This is a genomic window from Terriglobia bacterium (genome assembly GCA_020072845.1).
GTDB lineage: Bacteria > Acidobacteriota > Terriglobia > Terriglobales > Acidobacteriaceae > JAIQGF01.
In genome coordinates, this window is the sequence record JAIQGF010000016.1 from 159,362 (window position 1) to 177,241 (window position 17,880).

Here is a 17,880-nt window from a genome sequence, read left to right on the forward strand (position 1 = left end):
AAGTTCGTAAATTGGTAATTTGAAAATTCGGCGAGCGCCATGCCTGCTGATCTCGCCTTGGGTTTTCAAATTACCAAATTACGAATTTACCAAATTACTAAATCCCTGTTATGCCGTACTTCTCCTCGAAGATGGCAGCAAATCAGACTTCACTGCTTCGATTCCGACGACATGACCGTGCGAATCAGCTCAACAAATCCCGCGGCGATGCCGGCGATCAGGCCCACCAGGTAAATCCAGGTCGTGTGCAGCCAGTGGTCCAGCGCCACCCCGGCCAGCCATCCGACCACCGTGCACGCCGGCAGCACGAAGGCAAGCTGGCTGTAGCGGGCAACAGCAATGAAGAAACTTCTCTTGCCCGCGCGGTCGTCATTAGTCGCTGGTCGTTGGTCGTTGGCCGTGCCGTCGTCGTTAGTCGTTGGTCGTTTGTCGTTGGCCATGCCGAATCCAGTTTCCAGTTTCCGCTTTCCCGTTTCCAGCGGAAAACGAAAACCCCGGCTTTGCACCGGGGTCTTGCGCCTTCTTATTCCTCTGTGTCCTCTGTGGCAAAAAACTACCGCAGGAAGCCGAGCAACCCCGTTCCCACCTGCTGGATTCCGAGCGACCAGCCGGCGGCGCGGATGAAAAATTCCGGGAATATTCCGATGCCGACGGTGCCGATGGCAGTCACGGCGAGCGCGACTTGCATGCCCGGGCTGATCACCACCGGCTCGGCATCGGTCGCCGGGCGCATGAACATCGCGTTTGCGATCCGCATGTAGTAATAGAGCCCGAGCACCGCGTACAGCACGGCCAGGCTGGCGAGCACATAATGCTGCGTCTGGATCAGGCTGAGGAAGATGAAGTACTTGCCGTAGAAGCCCGCCAGCGGCGGGATTCCGGCCAGCGACAGCAGGAACAGCAGCATGAGCACGGCTTCTGTGGGCGCCTTGAAGTAGAGGCCGGCGATGTCGTCAATCTCGTCGCCGATGATGGCGCGACGCCGCAGCGATGTAACCACCGCGAACGCGCCCAGGTTCATGAACGTGTACACCAGCAGGTACACCAGGATGCCCTGGATGCCGGTCTTGTTGGTGATGTTGTCGCTGGCGATCAGGCCGAGCAGCATGTAGCCGACGTGCGAGATGGAGCTGTAGGCGAGCAGGCGCTTGAGGTTGGTCTGGGTGAGCGCGGCGAAGTTGCCGCCGGTCATGGTGGCGATGGCGACAAACACCAGCAGCGGCAGGTACACCGGGCGCAGCGGATACAGTCCCCAAAGGAAAATCCGCAGCAGCATCGCCCAGGCCGCCGCCTTCACCGCCACGGACATGTAGCCGGTGACGCTGGTGGGCGCCCCTTCATAGGCGTCGGGCGCCCATTGATGGAACGGGACAGCGGCGATCTTGAACAGCAGCCCGGTCGCGGTGGTAATCATGGCGACGATGGCGATCGGGTCCCTGGGATTCACGTTGTAGTGCCGCTGCAGCGCCTGCGCGATCACGTGCAGGTTGGTGCTGCCGGAAAGCCCGTAGAGCAGCGAGAGCCCGTAGGCGAAGATGCCGCTGGAGAACGCGCCCAGCAGCAGGTACTTCAGCGCGGCTTCATTGGACCGCTTGTCGCGGCGCAGGAATCCGACCAGAACGTAGGTGGAGATGGCCATCAGTTCCAGGCCGATGAACAGCAGCACCACGTCGTAGCCGCTGGCCATGCACATCATGCCGACCACGGAGAACAGGATGAGCGCGTAGAACTCGCCGTGGTGCTCGTGCTCGATTTCCAGGTAATGCGCCGACATCAGGATGGCGATCGCGGCGCCCACCAGGAACAGGTAGAAGAAATAAATGGCGAAGCCGTCCATCAGCACCGATCCGACCACCTGGCCGCCCACGTTGGACAGGTAAGCGAAGCTGCCGACCAGCGAACGTCCGTCGGCGAAGTGGCCAAGGTGAATGCGAATCACCGCCGCGGTCGAGAAGCCGATGCCGAGCAGCGCGGTGATGGCGTTCCAGCGCTTCCACTCGGCGGGCAGCATGAGGTCGATGATCAGCACGCCGAGGCCGAACAGCGAGAGCAAAATCATGGGCAGCGACAGCGCGTAGTCGGTGCCGGTAAAGAATGAGGTAGGCACTCTTGCTTCCCCTAATTCGTCCTGACCGCCGCAATCGCGGGGGGCAGGGGCTTGGAGCTGGTTGTCGCCGGAGCGGCCGGCTTGCTTGCCGGAGCTGGCTCAATTTTTGCCGGAGCCGGTTGGACCGCCAGCACCGGCTTCATCTCATCCGGACGAACCGTCTGCACCAGTTGCGCCACCGGCTGCTGCAGGATCTGGAACATCGGCTTGGGATAAATTCCGATAAACAGCGCGGCGGCGATCAGCGGAGCGAACGTCAGGATTTCGCGCGGCGTCAGGTCCTGCAGCTTCTCGTTTTTCGGATTCGTCACCGCTCCGAAGAAGACGCGCTGGTACAGCCAGAGCAGGTACGCGGCCGCCAGGATCACGCCCGGCACCGCCCACGCCGCCCACGCCTTGCTCTCGATAAACGTTCCTTGCAGGATGGTGAACTCGCCGATGAACCCGTTGAGCAGCGGCAGGCCCATCGAGGACAGGAACATGATCATGGTGATGGTGGCGTACACCGGCATGACGTTGGAAATGCCGCCGTACTCCGAGATCTCGCGGGTGTGGCGCCGCTCGTAAAGAATGCCGACGATCAAGAACAGCGCGCCGGTCGAGATGCCGTGATTGATCTGCTGAATCACCGACCCGGCCAGCCCCGCCTGGTTCACCACGAAAATTCCCAGCGTGCAGAAACCGAGGTGGCTCACCGAGCTGTACGCCACCAGCTTCTTCATGTCTTTCTGCATCAGGGAGACGAGCGCGCCGTAGATGATGCCCACGATCGACAGCCCAATCACAAAGCTTCGCACCTTGGGTTGCATGGCGACGCCGGGGAAGAACGGCAGCGAGAAGCGGATGAAGCCGTACGTTCCCATCTTCAGCAGGACGCCCGCCAGGATCACCGAGCCCGCGGTGGGCGCCTCCACGTGCGCGTCCGGAAGCCAGGTATGGAAGGGGAACATCGGCACCTTAATGGCGAAGCCGACGAAGAAGGCGAAGAACAGTACGATGGCGGCCGTACCCGTGATCTGCGGCGCCGTCTTGTACAGCTCAGGAATGGCAAAGGTGTACACGCCGGTGACGGTGTGGTGGTGGAAGTAGAGGAACAGGATGCCCAACAGCATCAGCACCGAGCCGAACAACGTGTACAAAAAGAACTTGATCGCCGCGTAGAGCTTGCGCGGGCCGCCCCAGATGCCGATCAGCAGGTACATCGGGACCAGCATCGCTTCCCAGAAGACGAAGAACAGGAACATGTCCAGCGCCATGAAGACGCCGAGCATGCCCGTCTGCAGCAACAGGAACCAGATGTAGTATTCCTTCACCCGGTCCTGAATCGCTTCCCACGAAGACAGGATGGAAATCCATCCCAGCAGCGTGGTCAGGATGATCAGCAGGAAGCTGATGCCGTCGATGCCCAGGTAATAGCCGGCGCCGATGGACGGAATCCAGGTGTTGGCCGCGCCCTCGATGAACTTGAACCCCGGCTGGTCTTTGACCGCCCAGAACATCGGGATCAGCGGAATGGACACCGCCAGCCCGGCCAGCGCGAAGATATTCGCCACCCAGCGGATGGCATTCTTGTTCTCCTTAGGCATGAACAGGAGAACGACGGCGCCCACCGCGGGCGTGAACAGAATGATGGAGAGGATGTGGTCGTTAAACATTTCTTTTTAGCTCTCAGCTATCAGCTACCAGCCTTCAGCCGTTGACTTCATCGTTGCCCGCCGCCAATCAGCGGGCGACGTAATAAATCACGAAACCGACAACGCCGCCGACCATGACCAGCGCGTACCACTGCACCAGGCCCCATTGCACCAGGCGCACCGGGTAGGAAAGCAGTCGCGTCAAGATCGCCGGGCCGTTGACCAGCAAGCCGTCAATGATCCATGTGTCCCACCACTTCGAAACTGTCCCCATGGCGCGCGTCAGCCAGCCCGCGCCGTTGACGCCGCCGTCAATCACGTTGGCGTCGAACTTGAATGACGCCTCCCCGAGACCCATCGCGCCCAGGCGTATGGGCCCGATCGGACGGCGGCCGGTGAAGGCATAATCGTAGGCTTCGTCCACGTAATACTTGTTCAGCAACAGCGCATACGCCGGCGGAGCGACCGCGTTGATGGGCTCGACAAATCCCTTCTCAGCCTTCTTGTAAAAGTACTTCGCGACCCCCCACCCAATGAATCCGAGCGCCACCGAAAGCGCCATCAGGATGTACTCGATTGCCTCGGTCTTTTCTTCCTTGCCTTCGGGTTTGGGCATGGCAGCGGCGGTCTCGGCTGTGCGCGCGCCGGCCTGCTCGGCATGCTCGCTCAGCGCAGGAAGTGCATGCCCGGCTTCGGCGGTGACGCTTTCGGTTGCGAACACCGGCTCCAGGAAACGCTCGAAGGCGTTGGTTCCGCCCAGCGCCTTGGGGACCCCGAGCCACCCCGCGGTAACGGAGCCGATGGCGAGGATGATCAGTGGCACGGTCATGGTTTTCGGCGACTCGTGCACGTGGTGCTCGACCTCGTGGGTCATCCGGCTGGGGCTCCAGAACGTCAGGTAAATCAGCCGGAACATGTAGAACGCGGTCATCAGCGCGGCGAAAAAGCCGACATACCACAGCGCGCGGAAGCCGCCGCCGTGCGACGAGTACGCCTGCCACAGAATTTCGTCTTTCGAGAAGAAGCCCGCCAGCGGCGGAATGCCGGCAATGGCCAGCGTTCCGATGAGCATGGTTTTGTACGTCGTCGGAATGCGCTTCGACAGGTCGCCCATGTTGCGCATGTCCTGCTCGCCGCTGAGCGCGTGGATCACCGAGCCGGAACCGAGGAACAGCAGCGCCTTGAAGAAGGCGTGCGTGAACACGTGGAACACGCCGGCGGCAAACGCACCCACGCCCAGCGCCAGGAACATGTATCCGAGCTGCGACACGGTGGAGTAGGCGAGCACGCGCTTGATGTCGTTCTGCACCAGGCCGATGGAGGCGGCGAAGATGGCGGTCAGCGCGCCGATGATGGCCACGGTCTTCATGCTGGTCGGCGCCAGCATGAACAGCGCGTTGGAACGCGCCACCATGTACACGCCCGCGGTCACCATCGTGGCCGCGTGGATGAGCGCGGAAACCGGCGTTGGGCCTTCCATGGCATCGGGCAGCCAGACATAAAGAGGAAACTGCGCCGATTTGCCGCAGGCGCCGATGAACAGCATCAGAGTGGCGAAAGTAATCACCGGATCGCCCACCGCGAAGTGGCTGGTCTGCAGCGTGTGCGTGATGTCGGTGAAGCGCACCGAGCCGAAGTACCAGGCCAGGGTCAGCATGCCCATCAGGAACCCGGCGTCGCCGATGCGGTTGACGATGAATGCCTTGTTGGCGGCGGTCGAAGCGGAATGTTTCTTGAACCAGAACCCGATCAGCAGGTACGAGCATAGGCCCACGCCTTCCCACCCGACGAACAGCATCGTGTAGTTGTTCCCCAGGACGAGCGTGAGCATGGAGAACATGAACAGGTTCATGTAGCCGAAGAAGCGGTAGTAGCCGCCTTCGTGGGCCATGTAGCCGATGGAGTAGATGTGGATCAGCATGCCCACGCCGGTCACAAACAGCAGCCAGATGGCGGAGAGCGGGTCGAGCAGGAAGCCGGCGTCGGCGTTGAACTGGAATGGCCCATGCGCGCCGGGCAGCAGGATTGGGTGCTGCGCATCGCCGCTGCCGAGCCAGGTGTAGAGGATGGTTTGGTACGGCCCGTTATTGTGCGCCGGCTGCCAGGTCTGCGTGTACTGCCATACCGCCAGGCACGACCAGGCGAAGGCGATCACGACCGTGCCGACGCAGAAAGCGTTCACCGCTTTCTTGTCCAGCTTGCGGCCGACGAAGAACATCACCGCCGCGCTGAAGATCGGCAGCAGCGGAATGACCCAGATGTGATCGAGAAAGAACATTTTAGCTCTCAGCTATCAGCTATCAGCTTTCGGCCGTCGACTGCCGACCGTCGACCGTCGACCGATTACCACTTCAGCAAATCCACCTCGTCCACGTTGACCGTCTCCTTATTGCGGAAGAAGGCGATCAAAATGCCCAGCCCGACGGCGGCCTCGGCGGCAGCGTCGGTAATCACGAAAATCGAGAAGATCTGCCCGTTCAGGTTCCACAGGCGCGAGAACGCCACCAGGTTCAGGTTCACCGCGTTCAGGATCAGCTCGATGGACATCAGGATGATGACCACGTTGCGGCGCGTGACCACGCCGATGGTGCCGATGACGAACAGCGCCGCCGCGACTACCAAGTAATGCAAAGTGCCAATAGGAGCCATCTTTTTCTCATTTGTCGACGGTCGACAGTCGACGGTCGACTTCAAAATCCTTGCCTTGGCGGCCGCCGGCCGTAGACCGTCGACCGTAGACCGCTAGATGCGTTTCTTGGCCATCACCACCGCGCCCACGATGGCCACCAGCAGCAGCAGCGACGCGATTTCAAACGGCAACAGGTAATTGCGGAACAGCGCCATTCCCACCTGCTGCGTGTTCATCGGCTCGGGCATGCTGACCGGATTCACCGGGAAAATCGAGCTGCCGCGCTTGTACACGAACAGGAACAGGAACCCCAGCGCCAGGCTGGCCACGATGCCGATGTGCCATTGATGGTTGAACTGCTCCTCGCGCTGTGCCCGCTCGATGTTCACCAGCATGATCACGAACAGGAACAGCACCATGATGCCGCCGGCGTAAAGGATGATCTGCACGCCGGCCACGAACGGCGCGTACAGCATCAGGTACAGCCCGGCGAGCGCCAGCAGGGTAAAGATCAGCGAAATGGCCGAGTGCACCGGGTTTTTCCGGGTGATCACCAGGATGGCGCTCACCACCGCCACCGCCGACAGCATATAGAAGAAAAATGTTGGGGCTACAGGCGTCATCGTGTGTACACCGTCGGTTCCGAGCCGCGTTCCAGCCTCGCGCGATCGAGCACCAGGCCCTCGCGGCTGTAGAGAGCCATTTCATAGTCCTGGCTCAGCTCCAGGCAATCGGTAGAGCAGGCCTCGACGCACAAGCCGCAGAACATGCAGCGGCTGACGTCGTAAGAGAAGCTGGTCATTTCCTTGCGCTTGGTCACCGGGTTGCGCTCGCTCTGCACCACGATCAGGTGCTCGGGGCAGGCGGTGGCGCACAGGTTGCACGCGATGCACAGCGTCTCGCCGGTGTCCGGGTTCACGTTCAGGCGCGGCAGCCCGCGGTAGCGTTCCGCGATCGCCGGACGCTCCAGCGGGTACTGCTCCGTGTAAACCTCGTTCGGGTTCTGGTATTTGAACGTGACCTTCAGGCCCTTGATCAAATCCATCATGAAGACCTTATTCAGCAGGGGAGCGATGCTCACTACACCACCCCTTTCAGCCACGCGAGAATCTCCGGGCCCAGGCCGATGATTCCGGTCACCAGCAGGACGCCAAGTCCCAGCGGCAGAAGAACTTTCCAGCCGACCTTCATCAACTGGTCGAAGCGGTAGCGCGGCCAGGTGGCGCGGTACCAGATGTACATGTACATGAAGCAGGCGATCTTGAACACGAACCAGAAAATGTCCTGGATGCGGTCGCGCACCGGCGGCGCCAGCAGGATCAGGCCAACTCCGCCCAGCACCAGGCCGAACCCGTACAGGCCCATGGTTTGGATTTTCAGCAGTGGGTGTTTCGGCATGCGCACCGCATTAAAAAAGCAGAAGAAGGCGAGCGCGAACAGCACCATCGCCGGCGCGAAGGAGAACACGAAGTCAACGGCGCCGAGTTCCGGATGCTCCCAGAAAAATGGGATGTTGATTGCCGGGCCGTGCACGCTGGGGAAGGGCCGCAGCCAGCCGCCGAGCCAGAGCGTGATTGCGATGGAACTGACCGCCACCATCGCCGCATATTCGCCGAGCATGAATAAGGACCAGCGCAGCCCGCTGTACTCGGTGTGGAAACCGGCGACCAGTTCCGACTCCGCTTCCGGTAGGTCGAAAGGCGCGCGGTTGGTCTCCGCGACCATCGCCACGGCGAAAATGAAGAATGCCACCAGACCGACCGGGAAGAACTTGAAGATGAACCACACGTGCTGTTGCGCCTGCGCCTGCACGATGCCGATCATGCTCAGCGTGCCGCTGGCCGAGGCGTCGCCGATGCCGTACGCTCCCAGGCCGGTGAAGCCGGTCATCACCACCGCCGAAATCACCGCCAGTCCCATGGCGATTTCGTAACTCACCATCTGCGCGCTGGAGCGCAGCGCGCCCATCAGCGGAAAGTGCGAGTTCGATGCCCAGCCCGCCATCACCACTCCAAGCACGCCCAGCGACGATACGCCGAGCATGAACAGGATGCCGATGTTCATGTCGGTGACGGCGTGCGTCGGGCCGAAAGGCACCACGATGAACACGCTGAAGGCGATCATCACCACCCAAACCGGCGCCATCCAGAAGATGGGCTTGTCCGCTTCCGAGGGCATGATGTCTTCTTTGGTGAGCAGCTTGATGGCATCGGCGATGGGTTGCATCAGGCCGTGCGGGCCCACGCGCATCGGGCCCAGCCGCACCTGCATGTGCGCCAGCGCCTTGCGCTCGCCCCAGTTCATTACGATGACGATGCCGGAGACGCCCGCGAAAATCAGCAGAATGTAAATCAGGGCCCACAGCCAATTGCCCGCCTGGCCCGGCGTAACGCTCGAATGCAGATAAGAGGTGACGTAATCCAGCATTAGCGGTCCACCTCGCCCAAAACGATGTCCAGAGTTCCGATGACGGCGACCACGTCGGCAACCAGCGAGCCGCGCACCATCTTGTCCAGCGCCTGCAGATTGACGAACGAGGGCGGACGCACGCGCACGCGGTAGGGCTGCGTCGAACCGTCGCTCACCACGAAGTAGCCGAGTTCGCCCTTGGGCGCCTCGATGGAAACATAAACCTCGCCGACCGGCGGCTTCATCACTTTCGGCACTTTGGCCATGATCGGCCCTTCGGGAATCGAGTTCACCGCCTGGTCAATGATGCGCAGCGACTGGCGCATCTCCGCGATGCGCACGATATATCGGTCGTAGGTGTCGCCGTTTTCGCCGGTGGGAATTTCGAAATCGAACTTCTCGTACATCGAGTACGGCTGCGCTTTGCGCAGGTCCCACTTCACGCCGCTGGCGCGCAACACTGGCCCGGTGACGCCGAAGTCTTTGCAATCCGGCCCGCTCAGAATGCCGACGCCCTTGGTGCGCTCCACCCAGATGCGGTTGGTGGTCAGCAGCTCTTCGTATTCGACGATCTTCGGCGTGACGAACTTCACGAAGTTGTTGACCTCTTGCTCAAAACCTTCGTAGGTCTCGTACTGCGTGCCGCCGATGCGAAAGGCGTGCGTGGTCAGGCGGGCGCCACAATACTTTTCGAAGATTTTCAGGATCTCTTCGCGGTCGCGGAAGGTATAGAACAGCGGCGTCATGGCGCCGATGTCGAGCGCGTGCGTGCCCAGCCAGAGCTGGTGGCTCGCCATCCGGTTCAGCTCGGCAAGGATCACCCGGATGTAGGCGGCGCGCGGCGGCGCTTCCACGTTCAGCAGCTTCTCGACGGCCAGACAATAGCCCAGCCCGTTGGACACCGCGGCGACGTAATCCATGCGGTCCACATACGGATTGAACATCGCGTAGGTGCGGTTCTCGGCGATCTTCTCCACGCCGCGATGCAGGTAGCCGATCACGCACTCCGTGCCCAGCACCTTTTCGCCATCCAGCTTGAGAATGACGCGCAACACGCCGTGCGTGGACGGGTGTTGCGGGCCCATGTTGAGCACCAGCTCGTTTGCGTCGAGGAAGGTCTGGTCCTTGCCAGGGGCGGTTTCCTCGTAAAAACCTGATTTGGTCGAATCCGTCATTGGCCGCTCTCAATGCCGAGGTTGATCTTCACCCACTCCGTATCCTGCTGCAGGATCGGGTAGTCCTTGCGCAGCGGGTAGCCCTTCCAGCCGTCCGGGAGCAGGATGCGCCGCAGGTCGGGATGACCTTCGAAGCCGATGCCGAACATGTCGAACACTTCCCTCTCCAGCCAGTTCGCCGTGGACCATAGCGCGGTCACCGTCGGGGCTGATGCGCCGTCCTTGAGCAGCGTCTTCACGCGAATGCGCTGGTTGTGCGGGAAGGAATAAAGGATCCAGACAATGTCGAACTGCTCCTCGCGCTTGGGGTAGTGGACCGCGGTGATGTCCACGCAGTAGTCGAAGCCCTCATCGTCATGCAGGACCTGCAGGACCTGGTAGACCACCGAGGCGTCCACCACCATGTACGGCTGGCCCACGTAGGTGCTGGCCTCGCGCACGCCGGAGCCGAAGCGCGCCTTGAACTTGGCCACCATCTCCGATTCCCACGGCTGTGGGGTCGGGCCGGCCGGCTTCGGTGGCGCCGCCGGAGTGGCAGCTGCGGGCTTGGCCGCCGGTGGCGGCGCGGCCGCGGGCGGCTTGGCGGCTGCCGCCGGTGGTGGCGCCGCGGGCTTTTCTGCCGCCGGCTTGGTCTCCGGCGGCTTGGGCGAGTCTTTGGGGGTTGTCTCGTCGGCCATGAATTTCCCTGCTCAGTCCTCACCGGTGCGCTTGCAATTTGCTGGAAGACTTTCTTGTAACAGTCCGGCAGCGGCCCTGCAACGTGCACCGCTCACATCAAGTTGTGACCAAAATCACTTTCCGGCTGGAACCGCCTCCGCGCAAACCATGCCCGGTGCGCTACCTCGCGCCTGCAAGGTTTACCCTATGGACAAGCGGCAGACGGCGGGACATCCAGCGGCGGCGCCTACACCCACTCCAGCGCGCCCTTTTTCCAGATCCACACGTATCCCACGATCAGGATGGCCAGGAACACCAGCATCTCCACCAGCCCAAACAGTCCCAGCGCCCGGTACTGTACCGCCCACGGAAACAGGAAAATGGTCTCCACGTCGAAGACCACGAACAGGATGGCGACGATGTAAAACCGCACCGTGTAGCGCCCGCGGGCGTTGTCCACCGGGTCAATGCCGCACTCGTAGGGCATCAGCTTGGCTTTTTCCGGGTTATTCGGCCGCACCAGCTTGGCGACCATGAGCGTCGCCGGGATGGCAATGGCGACAAGGGCAACGAACAGAAAAATTGGGACGTAATTTTGCGGCATGATTCCCTGGACCCACCTGGCGTACTTTTCAGTTCTGGAAAACACAACATACTACAGCCGTTTGCGCCGCCGGACAAGCGAGGCGCGCAGCGGTCCCAGCAATTTGTGACCGATAAACGCTGGCGATGTTCGCCATTCCGCGGTGCCCCACATCTGCCCGCCTTTGGCAGATGTGGGTTGTTTTCATCGTGAGGTGATTCCCTGCCCATGCATCAGGCGCGCATGTGACATCCTGAGAAAGGGGGCGACCACGGCCTTCCTTTATAATCGTTGTTTCCTGCGCAGAAGGTTGAACCGCCTTGGCACTCGACGAAAAAATCTACCAGCTCCGCCGCGACAAACTGGCCCAGATCGAAGCCCTCGGCCAGCCGGCGTACCCGCACAAGTTCACCACCACGCACGCCATCCCCGGCATCGTCACGGAATACTCGGCGAAGACGGCAGAGGCACTCGAGGCCGGCAGGGTCGAGGTGCGCATTGCCGGGCGTCTGATGGGCATCCGTCTCATGGGCAAGGCCGCCTTCGCGCACCTGCAACAGGCCGGGCTACGGCTGCAGGTTTATGTCAAGAAAGACGCTGTCGGCGACAAGGGCTGGGAGTTGTTCAAGTTGCTCGATATCGGCGACCACGTCGGCATCCGCGGCTACCTGTTCCGCACCCGCACCGGCGAACTGACCGTGCACGTGGATGAGATCACCTTTCTCGCCAAGGACCTGTTGCCGCTGCCGGAAAAATGGCACGGCCTTACCGACGTCGAAACCCGCTACCGCCAGCGTTACGTGGACCTGTTCATGAATCCCGAGGTGCGCGACGTTTTCGTCAAGCGCAGTAAAGTGGTGCAGGCGCTGCGCCGGTTCTTCGACGCGCGCGGCTACGTCGAAGTCGAAACCCCGATGATGCATCCCATCGCCGGCGGCGCGGTAGCGCGTCCCTTCACTACCCACCACAATACGCTCGACATTGATCTTTACTTGAGGATCGCGCCGGAACTGTACCTGAAGCGGTTGATCGTCGGCGGCCTGGAGCGCGTGTACGAGATCAACCGCAACTTCCGCAACGAGGGCATCTCCACGCAGCACAATCCCGAGTTCACCATGCTCGAGTTCTACCAGGCCTACAGCGATTACCGCGACCTGATGGACCTGACCGAGGAGCTGCTGCCCTTTCTCGCGCGCGAGGTCAACGGAACCGTTACCAACACCTGGAACGGCCGCGAACTCGATTGGACGGCCTGGCAGCGGCTCTCGATGCGCGAAGCGATCATCAAATATTGGCCCGAAGCCGCCGCGCCCGCGCCCCAGGTTCCCGACTTTTCCGACCCGGCCAAGCTCAAAGCGGCCGTCACTCGCCTCAACTCCGTCCGCGGCGAGGTGATTGGCGAGCGCGAGCGACTCGACGGCGTGGGCCGCGAGGAAATCGAGCGCGTCGAGTTCGACGCCGCCGATTTCGGCAAGACCACCGTCGCGCTGTTTGAAGCGGTCGCCGAAAAAATGCTCTTCCAGCCGACGATCCTCTACGACTTCCCCAAGTCCGTCTCGCCGCTGTCGAAAGACAAGCGCGACGAGCCCGGCTGGGTCGAGCGCTTCGAGGTCTTCATCGGAGGCCTGGAGGTCGGCAACGCCTTCAGCGAGCTGAACGATCCCGAAGAGCAGTTGCGTCGCTTCCAGGACCAGGTCCGCGCCCGCGCCGCCGGCGACCAGGAAGCCATGGCCGAAGTGGACAACGACTACGTCCGCGCGCTCTCCTACGGCATGCCCCCGACCGCCGGCTACGGCCTGGGCATTGATCGTCTCACGATGTTATTGACCGACTCGCGCTCCATCCGCGACGTCATCCTCTTCCCCCTGCTCCGCCCGGAGAAAGCCGCAGGTCCGGCGGAGGATGCAGCGGAAGCAGATGCCACCGCCGGCAAGAAATAACAACCATTCCCGTCCATTTTCACCACCGAGCCACCGAGATCACCGCGGCGCGCCGAGAAGAAGGAATTCTCGGTGAATCTCGGTGCCCTCGGTGACTCGGTGGTGAAAACGCAAATAATTTCGCCTTCCTCCCAATTCCGTTCGCCACACCATTTTCCCATTCGCTGCTCGCTGGTTCCGGTTCGGTCCCGCTTTTCGCACCTCGTGTGATCCCGCCTCACAGGAGTAGGTGAGCACGGTCACAGACCCTGGAGACATGCGGGGTTTAACTCCTTATCTTGCATGGGCATCAACATCGGACTGGACATCGGCGCCGTCAGCCTCAAGCTGGCCGCCATCGGCGCCGCGGGCGACCATGAGTTGCTCGGTCGCCTGACCACGAAAAACCCGGACGGCTTCTTCCACGCCGAGTTCCCTGCCGCCACCGCGCTGGCCGGACGCCCGCTCGCGCTCTCGCGTTATCGCCGCATCCAGGGCAGCCCGATGCAGTCCACCTTCGACCTGCTCAAGGAGTTCTACGAGCACGTGCCGGAAGAAAAGGTGGAAGGCATCCGCGTCACCGGCTCGGGCAGCGAGTTGATCGCCAAAGTCCTGGGCATCTATTTCGAGAACGAATTCCGCGCCGTCGCCAAGGGCGTGCGCGAGTTCTATCCCGGCGTGCGCACCGTTTTCGAGATGGGCGGCGAGACCTCGAAGTACATCCGCCTGGAGCCCAGCGCGCAATCGAAATACCTCGGCATCGTGGATTACCAGTCGAGCGGCGATTGCGCCGCCGGCACCGGATCGTTCATTGACCAGCAGGCCACGCGTCTTCTCTATAACGTCGAAGAAGTCGGGCCGGCGGCGTGCGGCGCCAGTTGCGCGGCGCGGATCGCCGGACGCTGCTCGGTTTTTGCCAAGTCGGACATGATCCACGCGCAGCAAAAGGGCTACACCACCGACCAGATCCTGCGCGGCCTGTGCGACGCGGTGGCGCGCAATTTCAAATCGGCAATCGTGAAGGGCAAGCAGGTAATGCCGCCGGTGGCATTCGTCGGCGGCGTCGCGCTCAATCAGGGCGTGCGCAACGCCATGCGCGATGCCTTCCAACTCAGCGACGACGATTTCATTGTCCCCGAGTACTACTGCTGGCTGGGCGCGCTGGGCGCCGCCATCTTCGAGAGCGTCGAGGTGCGCAAGCGTTCCTTCAAGCGCATTCACCAACTGCGCCAGCACGCCGGCAAACAGACCTTCGCCTGCTCCGAAGTGCTGTCCATGGACAACGTCCTGCTGCTTCGCGATCGCGTCGCCGATGTGGCACTGCCCGCCGAAGGAAAGATTGACGCCTACCTCGGCATTGATATCGGCTCCGTCAGCACCAACCTGGTCGCCATCGACACGCATGGCAACCTGCTGCACGAAATTTATCTGCGCACCCAGGGCCGCCCCATTGAGGTTGTGAACGCCGGACTCGCGGAAATCGAGCAGGTGCTCGGCGACCGCCTCAACATTCTCGGCGTGGGCACCACCGGGTCGGGTCGCGAATTGATCGGCGAACTGGTCGGCGCCGACACTGTCAACGATGAAATCACCGCCCACAAGACCGGCGCCATGCACGTCTCCGATCGCCTCGGCATGGAGCGCGTGGACACCATCTTCGAAATCGGCGGCCAGGATTCCAAGTTCATCCGCATTGACGACGGCGTGGTCGTGGACTTCACCATGAACGAAGCGTGCGCCGCCGGCACCGGATCGTTCCTGGAAGAGCAGGCGGAGAAGCTCGGCATCTCGATCAAGGATGAGTTCGCGCAGATGGCGCTGGCTTCCAGCAAGCCGGCGCGGTTGGGCGAGCGCTGCACCGTGTTCATGGAGCGCGACGTCACCAGCCTGCTGCTGAAAGGCGCCGAAGTTGGCGATCTGGCGGCGGGCCTGGCCTACTCGGTCGCGCTGAATTACCTGAACCGCGTGGTGCGCGGCCGCAAGATCGGCGGCGTCATCTTCTTCCAGGGCGGCACCGCTTACAACGACGCGGTCGCCGCCGCGTTTTCGCAAATTCTCGCCAAACGCATCATCGTGCCGCCGCACAACGGCGTGATCGGCGCCATCGGCATGGCCCTGATCGCGCAGGAGGTCATGCAGCAGCGCGGCCGGCCGGCCAGCAAATTCCGCGGCTACCACCTCGACCGGGTGGACTACAAAACCCGCGAGTTCGTTTGCAAGGCTTGCTCCAATTTCTGCGACATCAAGGAATTCAACGTCGAGGGCCAGCGCACCTACTGGGGCGACAAGTGTTCCGACAAATTCCGCAAGCGCGCCCGCACCGACCGCAAACCGGTGGTCGCTGACCTGGTCGAATACCGCGACAAAGTCCTCGAGCAGGTCCTCAAGCCGCCCGCCGGCAACCGCAAGAAAGTCGGCGTGCCGCGCACCATGTTCTTCTACGACAAGTTTCCCTTCTGGTGCGCGTACCTCCAGGAGCTGGGGTTTGACGTGGTGGTCTCGCCGCGCACCGACCCGGTGATCGCGGCCAGCGGCGATGAACTGGCCATCGCGCAGCCCTGCTTCCCGGTGAAGGTGGCGCACGGGCACGTGCAGAAGCTGCTGGAAACCGGCGTGGATTACGTTCTGCTGCCCAACGCGCTCAACGAATATTCCGAGCAGCCGGCGCAAGAATCGCACCTCTGCCCGTGGAGCCAGACGCTGCCCTTCGTGGTGCGCGCCATCCCGCAGATGGAGGCCGCGCGCGCCAAGTTCCTGGTGCCCACCGTCAACTTCCGTTACGGGCGCAAGCACGTGGAAAAGGAACTGGCAGAGTTCGCCAAGACGCTCGGTATTTCGCGCCGCATGTCCGACCGCGCCGTTACCGCCGCCTACGCGGCTCAGGGCGCGTTTACCGACCAGTTGCTGGAAGCGGGTGCGCACGCGCTCCGCGAAGTCGAGCGCACCGGCGAACCCGCGCTGGTGCTGGTCGGACGCTCCTACAACCTCTACGACCGCAGCATCAACTGCGACATCCCGCGCAAGCTGCGCGCGCAGTACGGCGCCAATGTCATTCCCATGGATTTCCTCCCCCTGGAACAGGAGGACATCACCGAAGTCAACCCGAACATGTACTGGAACTCCGGGCGCAGGATTCTGGCCGCGGCGCGCATCACCCGCCGCCGCCGCAACCTGCACGTGGTGTACATCTCGAATTTCAAGTGCGGCCCCGATTCCTACATCAAGTCGTTCATGAACGACGCCGCCGGAAAACCCGGCCTGGTGCTGCAATTCGACGGGCACTCCAACGACGCCGGCTTCATCACCCGTTGCGAAGCCTATCTCGACAGCAAAGGATTCCTGCGATGCTCCGCCATCACCACCTAACCCGCAAGATCGGCGCCGCCAATCCGCTGGCCGGAAAAAAAGTCTACATTCCCGCCATGGCGCAGGGCAGCGTGGAGGCCTTTGCGAGCGTGTTCCGCTGGCTCGGTATTGACGCCGCCCCCACGCCGCCCTCCAACGAGCGCACGCGCGAACTGGGCGCCAAGCACACCGCGGGCGACGAATGTTACCCGGCGAAAGTCACCGTTGGTGACTTCCTGCGCATTGTCGAGCAGCCCGCCTTCGATCCGCGCCAGACCGTGTTCTTCATGGCCACCGCCGACGGCCCCTGCCGCTTCGGCCAGTACGCGCCCTTCCTGCGCAAGCTCCTGGACGAGGCCGGCTACCCCGACGTGCAGGTCTTTTCGCCGACCAGCAAGAACGGCTACAGCGACATCGGCGATATCGCGGGTGCTTTCATGCGCGCGTCGTGGCGGGCGCTGGTGGCGGCCGACCTGCTGCGCAAGGCGCTGCTCAAAGCGCGCCCGTACGAAGTCACCGCCGGCGACGCCGACCGCGCCTTCGACCAATCCCTGGCCGACCTCTGCACCACCATCGAGAACAGTTGCGCCGACACCAAGTGCCAGCTCAAGCAGATCGTGGCCTCGATGGAACGCGCCCGCGAACGCTTCCGCCGCGTTCCCGCCCGTTACGAGCGCAACCTGCCGCTGATCGGAGTGGTCGGCGAAATCTTTTGCCGGCTGAATAATTTCAGCAACGACGACCTGGTTCGCAAATTGGAGAGCTACGGGGCCGAGTCCTGGCTGAGCGACATCATGGAGTGGATCGCCTACACCAACTCCGAACAGGCGCGCCACCTCAAGCTGTGCGGCCGCAACTGGTCCCTGGAAATGGGCAAGACGCTGCTGCGCGATCACATCCAGATGGGTGACGAGCACGCCCTCGCCGCGCCCTTCCATGAGGACGGCATCGGCTACGAAGAGCCGCCGATCGACGAAGTGCTGCGCCTCGCCGAGCCCTACCTGCCCGTTTCCGGCGTCATGGGCGAAATGGTGCTGAGCGTCGGCAAGGCCGCCTACCTGGCCAAGCACGGCGCCGACGGCATCATCGACATCAGCCCCTTCACCTGCATGAACGGCATCGTCAGCGAAGCCATCTACCCTAAACTGAGCAAGGACTACGGCGGGATTCCCATCCGCAACTTCTATTTCGATGGCACCCAATCCGATCTTGATCGCGACCTCGGCATCTACATGGAGCTGGCGCGCTCCTATCGCGAGAAGAAAAAATGGGCGCGCCGCTATCCCGCCTACTTCGGCGCCGCCGCCGCCGACTAGCGCCCGCTAAATTCCACGATGGCGTCGTCCTGAGCACGCCCGGGTTTGGCGTGCTCAGGATCTATGCTTTTCCGCGTTCCACACCGGATCCTTACATCGTGCGCTG

General features: G+C 62.2%; 14 protein-coding genes. 3 read left to right on the top strand and 11 right to left on the bottom strand.

Annotated elements, in window-relative coordinates; all coding sequences use genetic code 11:
• Window positions 1-149: 149 nt before the first annotated feature.
• The 11 genes from LAN70_16535 to LAN70_16585 all read right to left on the bottom strand — a co-directional run bounded on the left by LAN70_16535 (window position 150) and on the right by LAN70_16585 (window position 11,215).
• A complete protein-coding gene (locus LAN70_16535; GenBank protein MBZ5512756.1) occupies window positions 150-440 on the bottom strand; it encodes an AtpZ/AtpI family protein in 291 nt (96 codons plus the stop codon).
• A 113-nt stretch (window positions 441-553) separates the two neighbouring features.
• The gene (locus LAN70_16540; GenBank protein MBZ5512757.1) at window positions 554-2,059 is read right to left on the bottom strand and encodes an NADH-quinone oxidoreductase subunit N; all 1,506 of its coding nucleotides are present in this window, start codon (window positions 2,057-2,059) and stop codon (window positions 554-556) included.
• 59 nt (window positions 2,060-2,118) lie between these two features.
• Window positions 2,119-3,762, bottom strand: coding sequence for an NADH-quinone oxidoreductase subunit M (locus LAN70_16545; GenBank protein MBZ5512758.1), 1,644 nt, complete (start codon window positions 3,760-3,762; stop codon window positions 2,119-2,121).
• 67 nt (window positions 3,763-3,829) lie between these two features.
• The gene (nuoL, locus tag LAN70_16550; protein MBZ5512759.1) at window positions 3,830-6,019 is read right to left on the bottom strand and encodes an NADH-quinone oxidoreductase subunit L; all 2,190 of its coding nucleotides are present in this window, start codon (window positions 6,017-6,019) and stop codon (window positions 3,830-3,832) included.
• Window positions 6,020-6,084: 65 nt separating this feature from the next.
• Complete coding sequence (gene nuoK, locus LAN70_16555; GenBank protein ID MBZ5512760.1) at window positions 6,085-6,390, bottom strand: NADH-quinone oxidoreductase subunit NuoK; 306 nt, start codon at window positions 6,388-6,390, stop codon at window positions 6,085-6,087.
• A gap of 93 nt (window positions 6,391-6,483) precedes the next feature.
• The gene (locus tag LAN70_16560) at window positions 6,484-6,993 is read right to left on the bottom strand and encodes an NADH-quinone oxidoreductase subunit J (GenBank protein MBZ5512761.1); all 510 of its coding nucleotides are present in this window, start codon (window positions 6,991-6,993) and stop codon (window positions 6,484-6,486) included.
• A complete protein-coding gene (locus LAN70_16565) occupies window positions 6,990-7,445 on the bottom strand; it encodes an NADH-quinone oxidoreductase subunit I (protein MBZ5512762.1) in 456 nt (151 codons plus the stop codon). Before LAN70_16565 ends, LAN70_16560 begins: the two co-directional genes overlap by 4 nt.
• Window positions 7,446-7,450: 5 nt before the next feature.
• A complete protein-coding gene (locus LAN70_16570) occupies window positions 7,451-8,797 on the bottom strand; it encodes an NADH-quinone oxidoreductase subunit H (GenBank protein ID MBZ5512763.1) in 1,347 nt (448 codons plus the stop codon).
• Window positions 8,797-9,954, bottom strand: coding sequence for an NADH-quinone oxidoreductase subunit D (locus LAN70_16575; GenBank protein MBZ5512764.1), 1,158 nt, complete (start codon window positions 9,952-9,954; stop codon window positions 8,797-8,799). The genes LAN70_16570 and LAN70_16575 overlap by 1 nt, the downstream gene beginning before the upstream one ends.
• Window positions 9,951-10,631, bottom strand: coding sequence for an NADH-quinone oxidoreductase subunit C (locus LAN70_16580; protein MBZ5512765.1), 681 nt, complete (start codon window positions 10,629-10,631; stop codon window positions 9,951-9,953). The genes LAN70_16575 and LAN70_16580 overlap by 4 nt, the downstream gene beginning before the upstream one ends.
• A gap of 227 nt (window positions 10,632-10,858) precedes the next feature.
• Complete coding sequence (locus tag LAN70_16585) at window positions 10,859-11,215, bottom strand: NADH-quinone oxidoreductase subunit A (protein MBZ5512766.1); 357 nt, start codon at window positions 11,213-11,215, stop codon at window positions 10,859-10,861.
• Between the two features lie 299 nt (window positions 11,216-11,514).
• On the opposite strand from LAN70_16585, the gene lysS reads away from it, so the two are divergent.
• From lysS to LAN70_16600, 3 genes are all read left to right on the top strand, one after another.
• Entirely contained in the window at window positions 11,515-13,134 is a 1,620-nt protein-coding gene (gene lysS, locus LAN70_16590) for a lysine--tRNA ligase (GenBank protein MBZ5512767.1), read from the top strand.
• A gap of 282 nt (window positions 13,135-13,416) precedes the next feature.
• The gene (locus LAN70_16595; GenBank protein MBZ5512768.1) at window positions 13,417-16,479 is read left to right on the top strand and encodes an acyl-CoA dehydratase activase; all 3,063 of its coding nucleotides are present in this window, start codon (window positions 13,417-13,419) and stop codon (window positions 16,477-16,479) included.
• Window positions 16,458-17,774, top strand: coding sequence for an acyl-CoA dehydratase activase-related protein (locus tag LAN70_16600; protein ID MBZ5512769.1), 1,317 nt, complete (start codon window positions 16,458-16,460; stop codon window positions 17,772-17,774). Before LAN70_16595 ends, LAN70_16600 begins: the two co-directional genes overlap by 22 nt.
• Window positions 17,775-17,880: the final 106 nt, after the last annotated feature.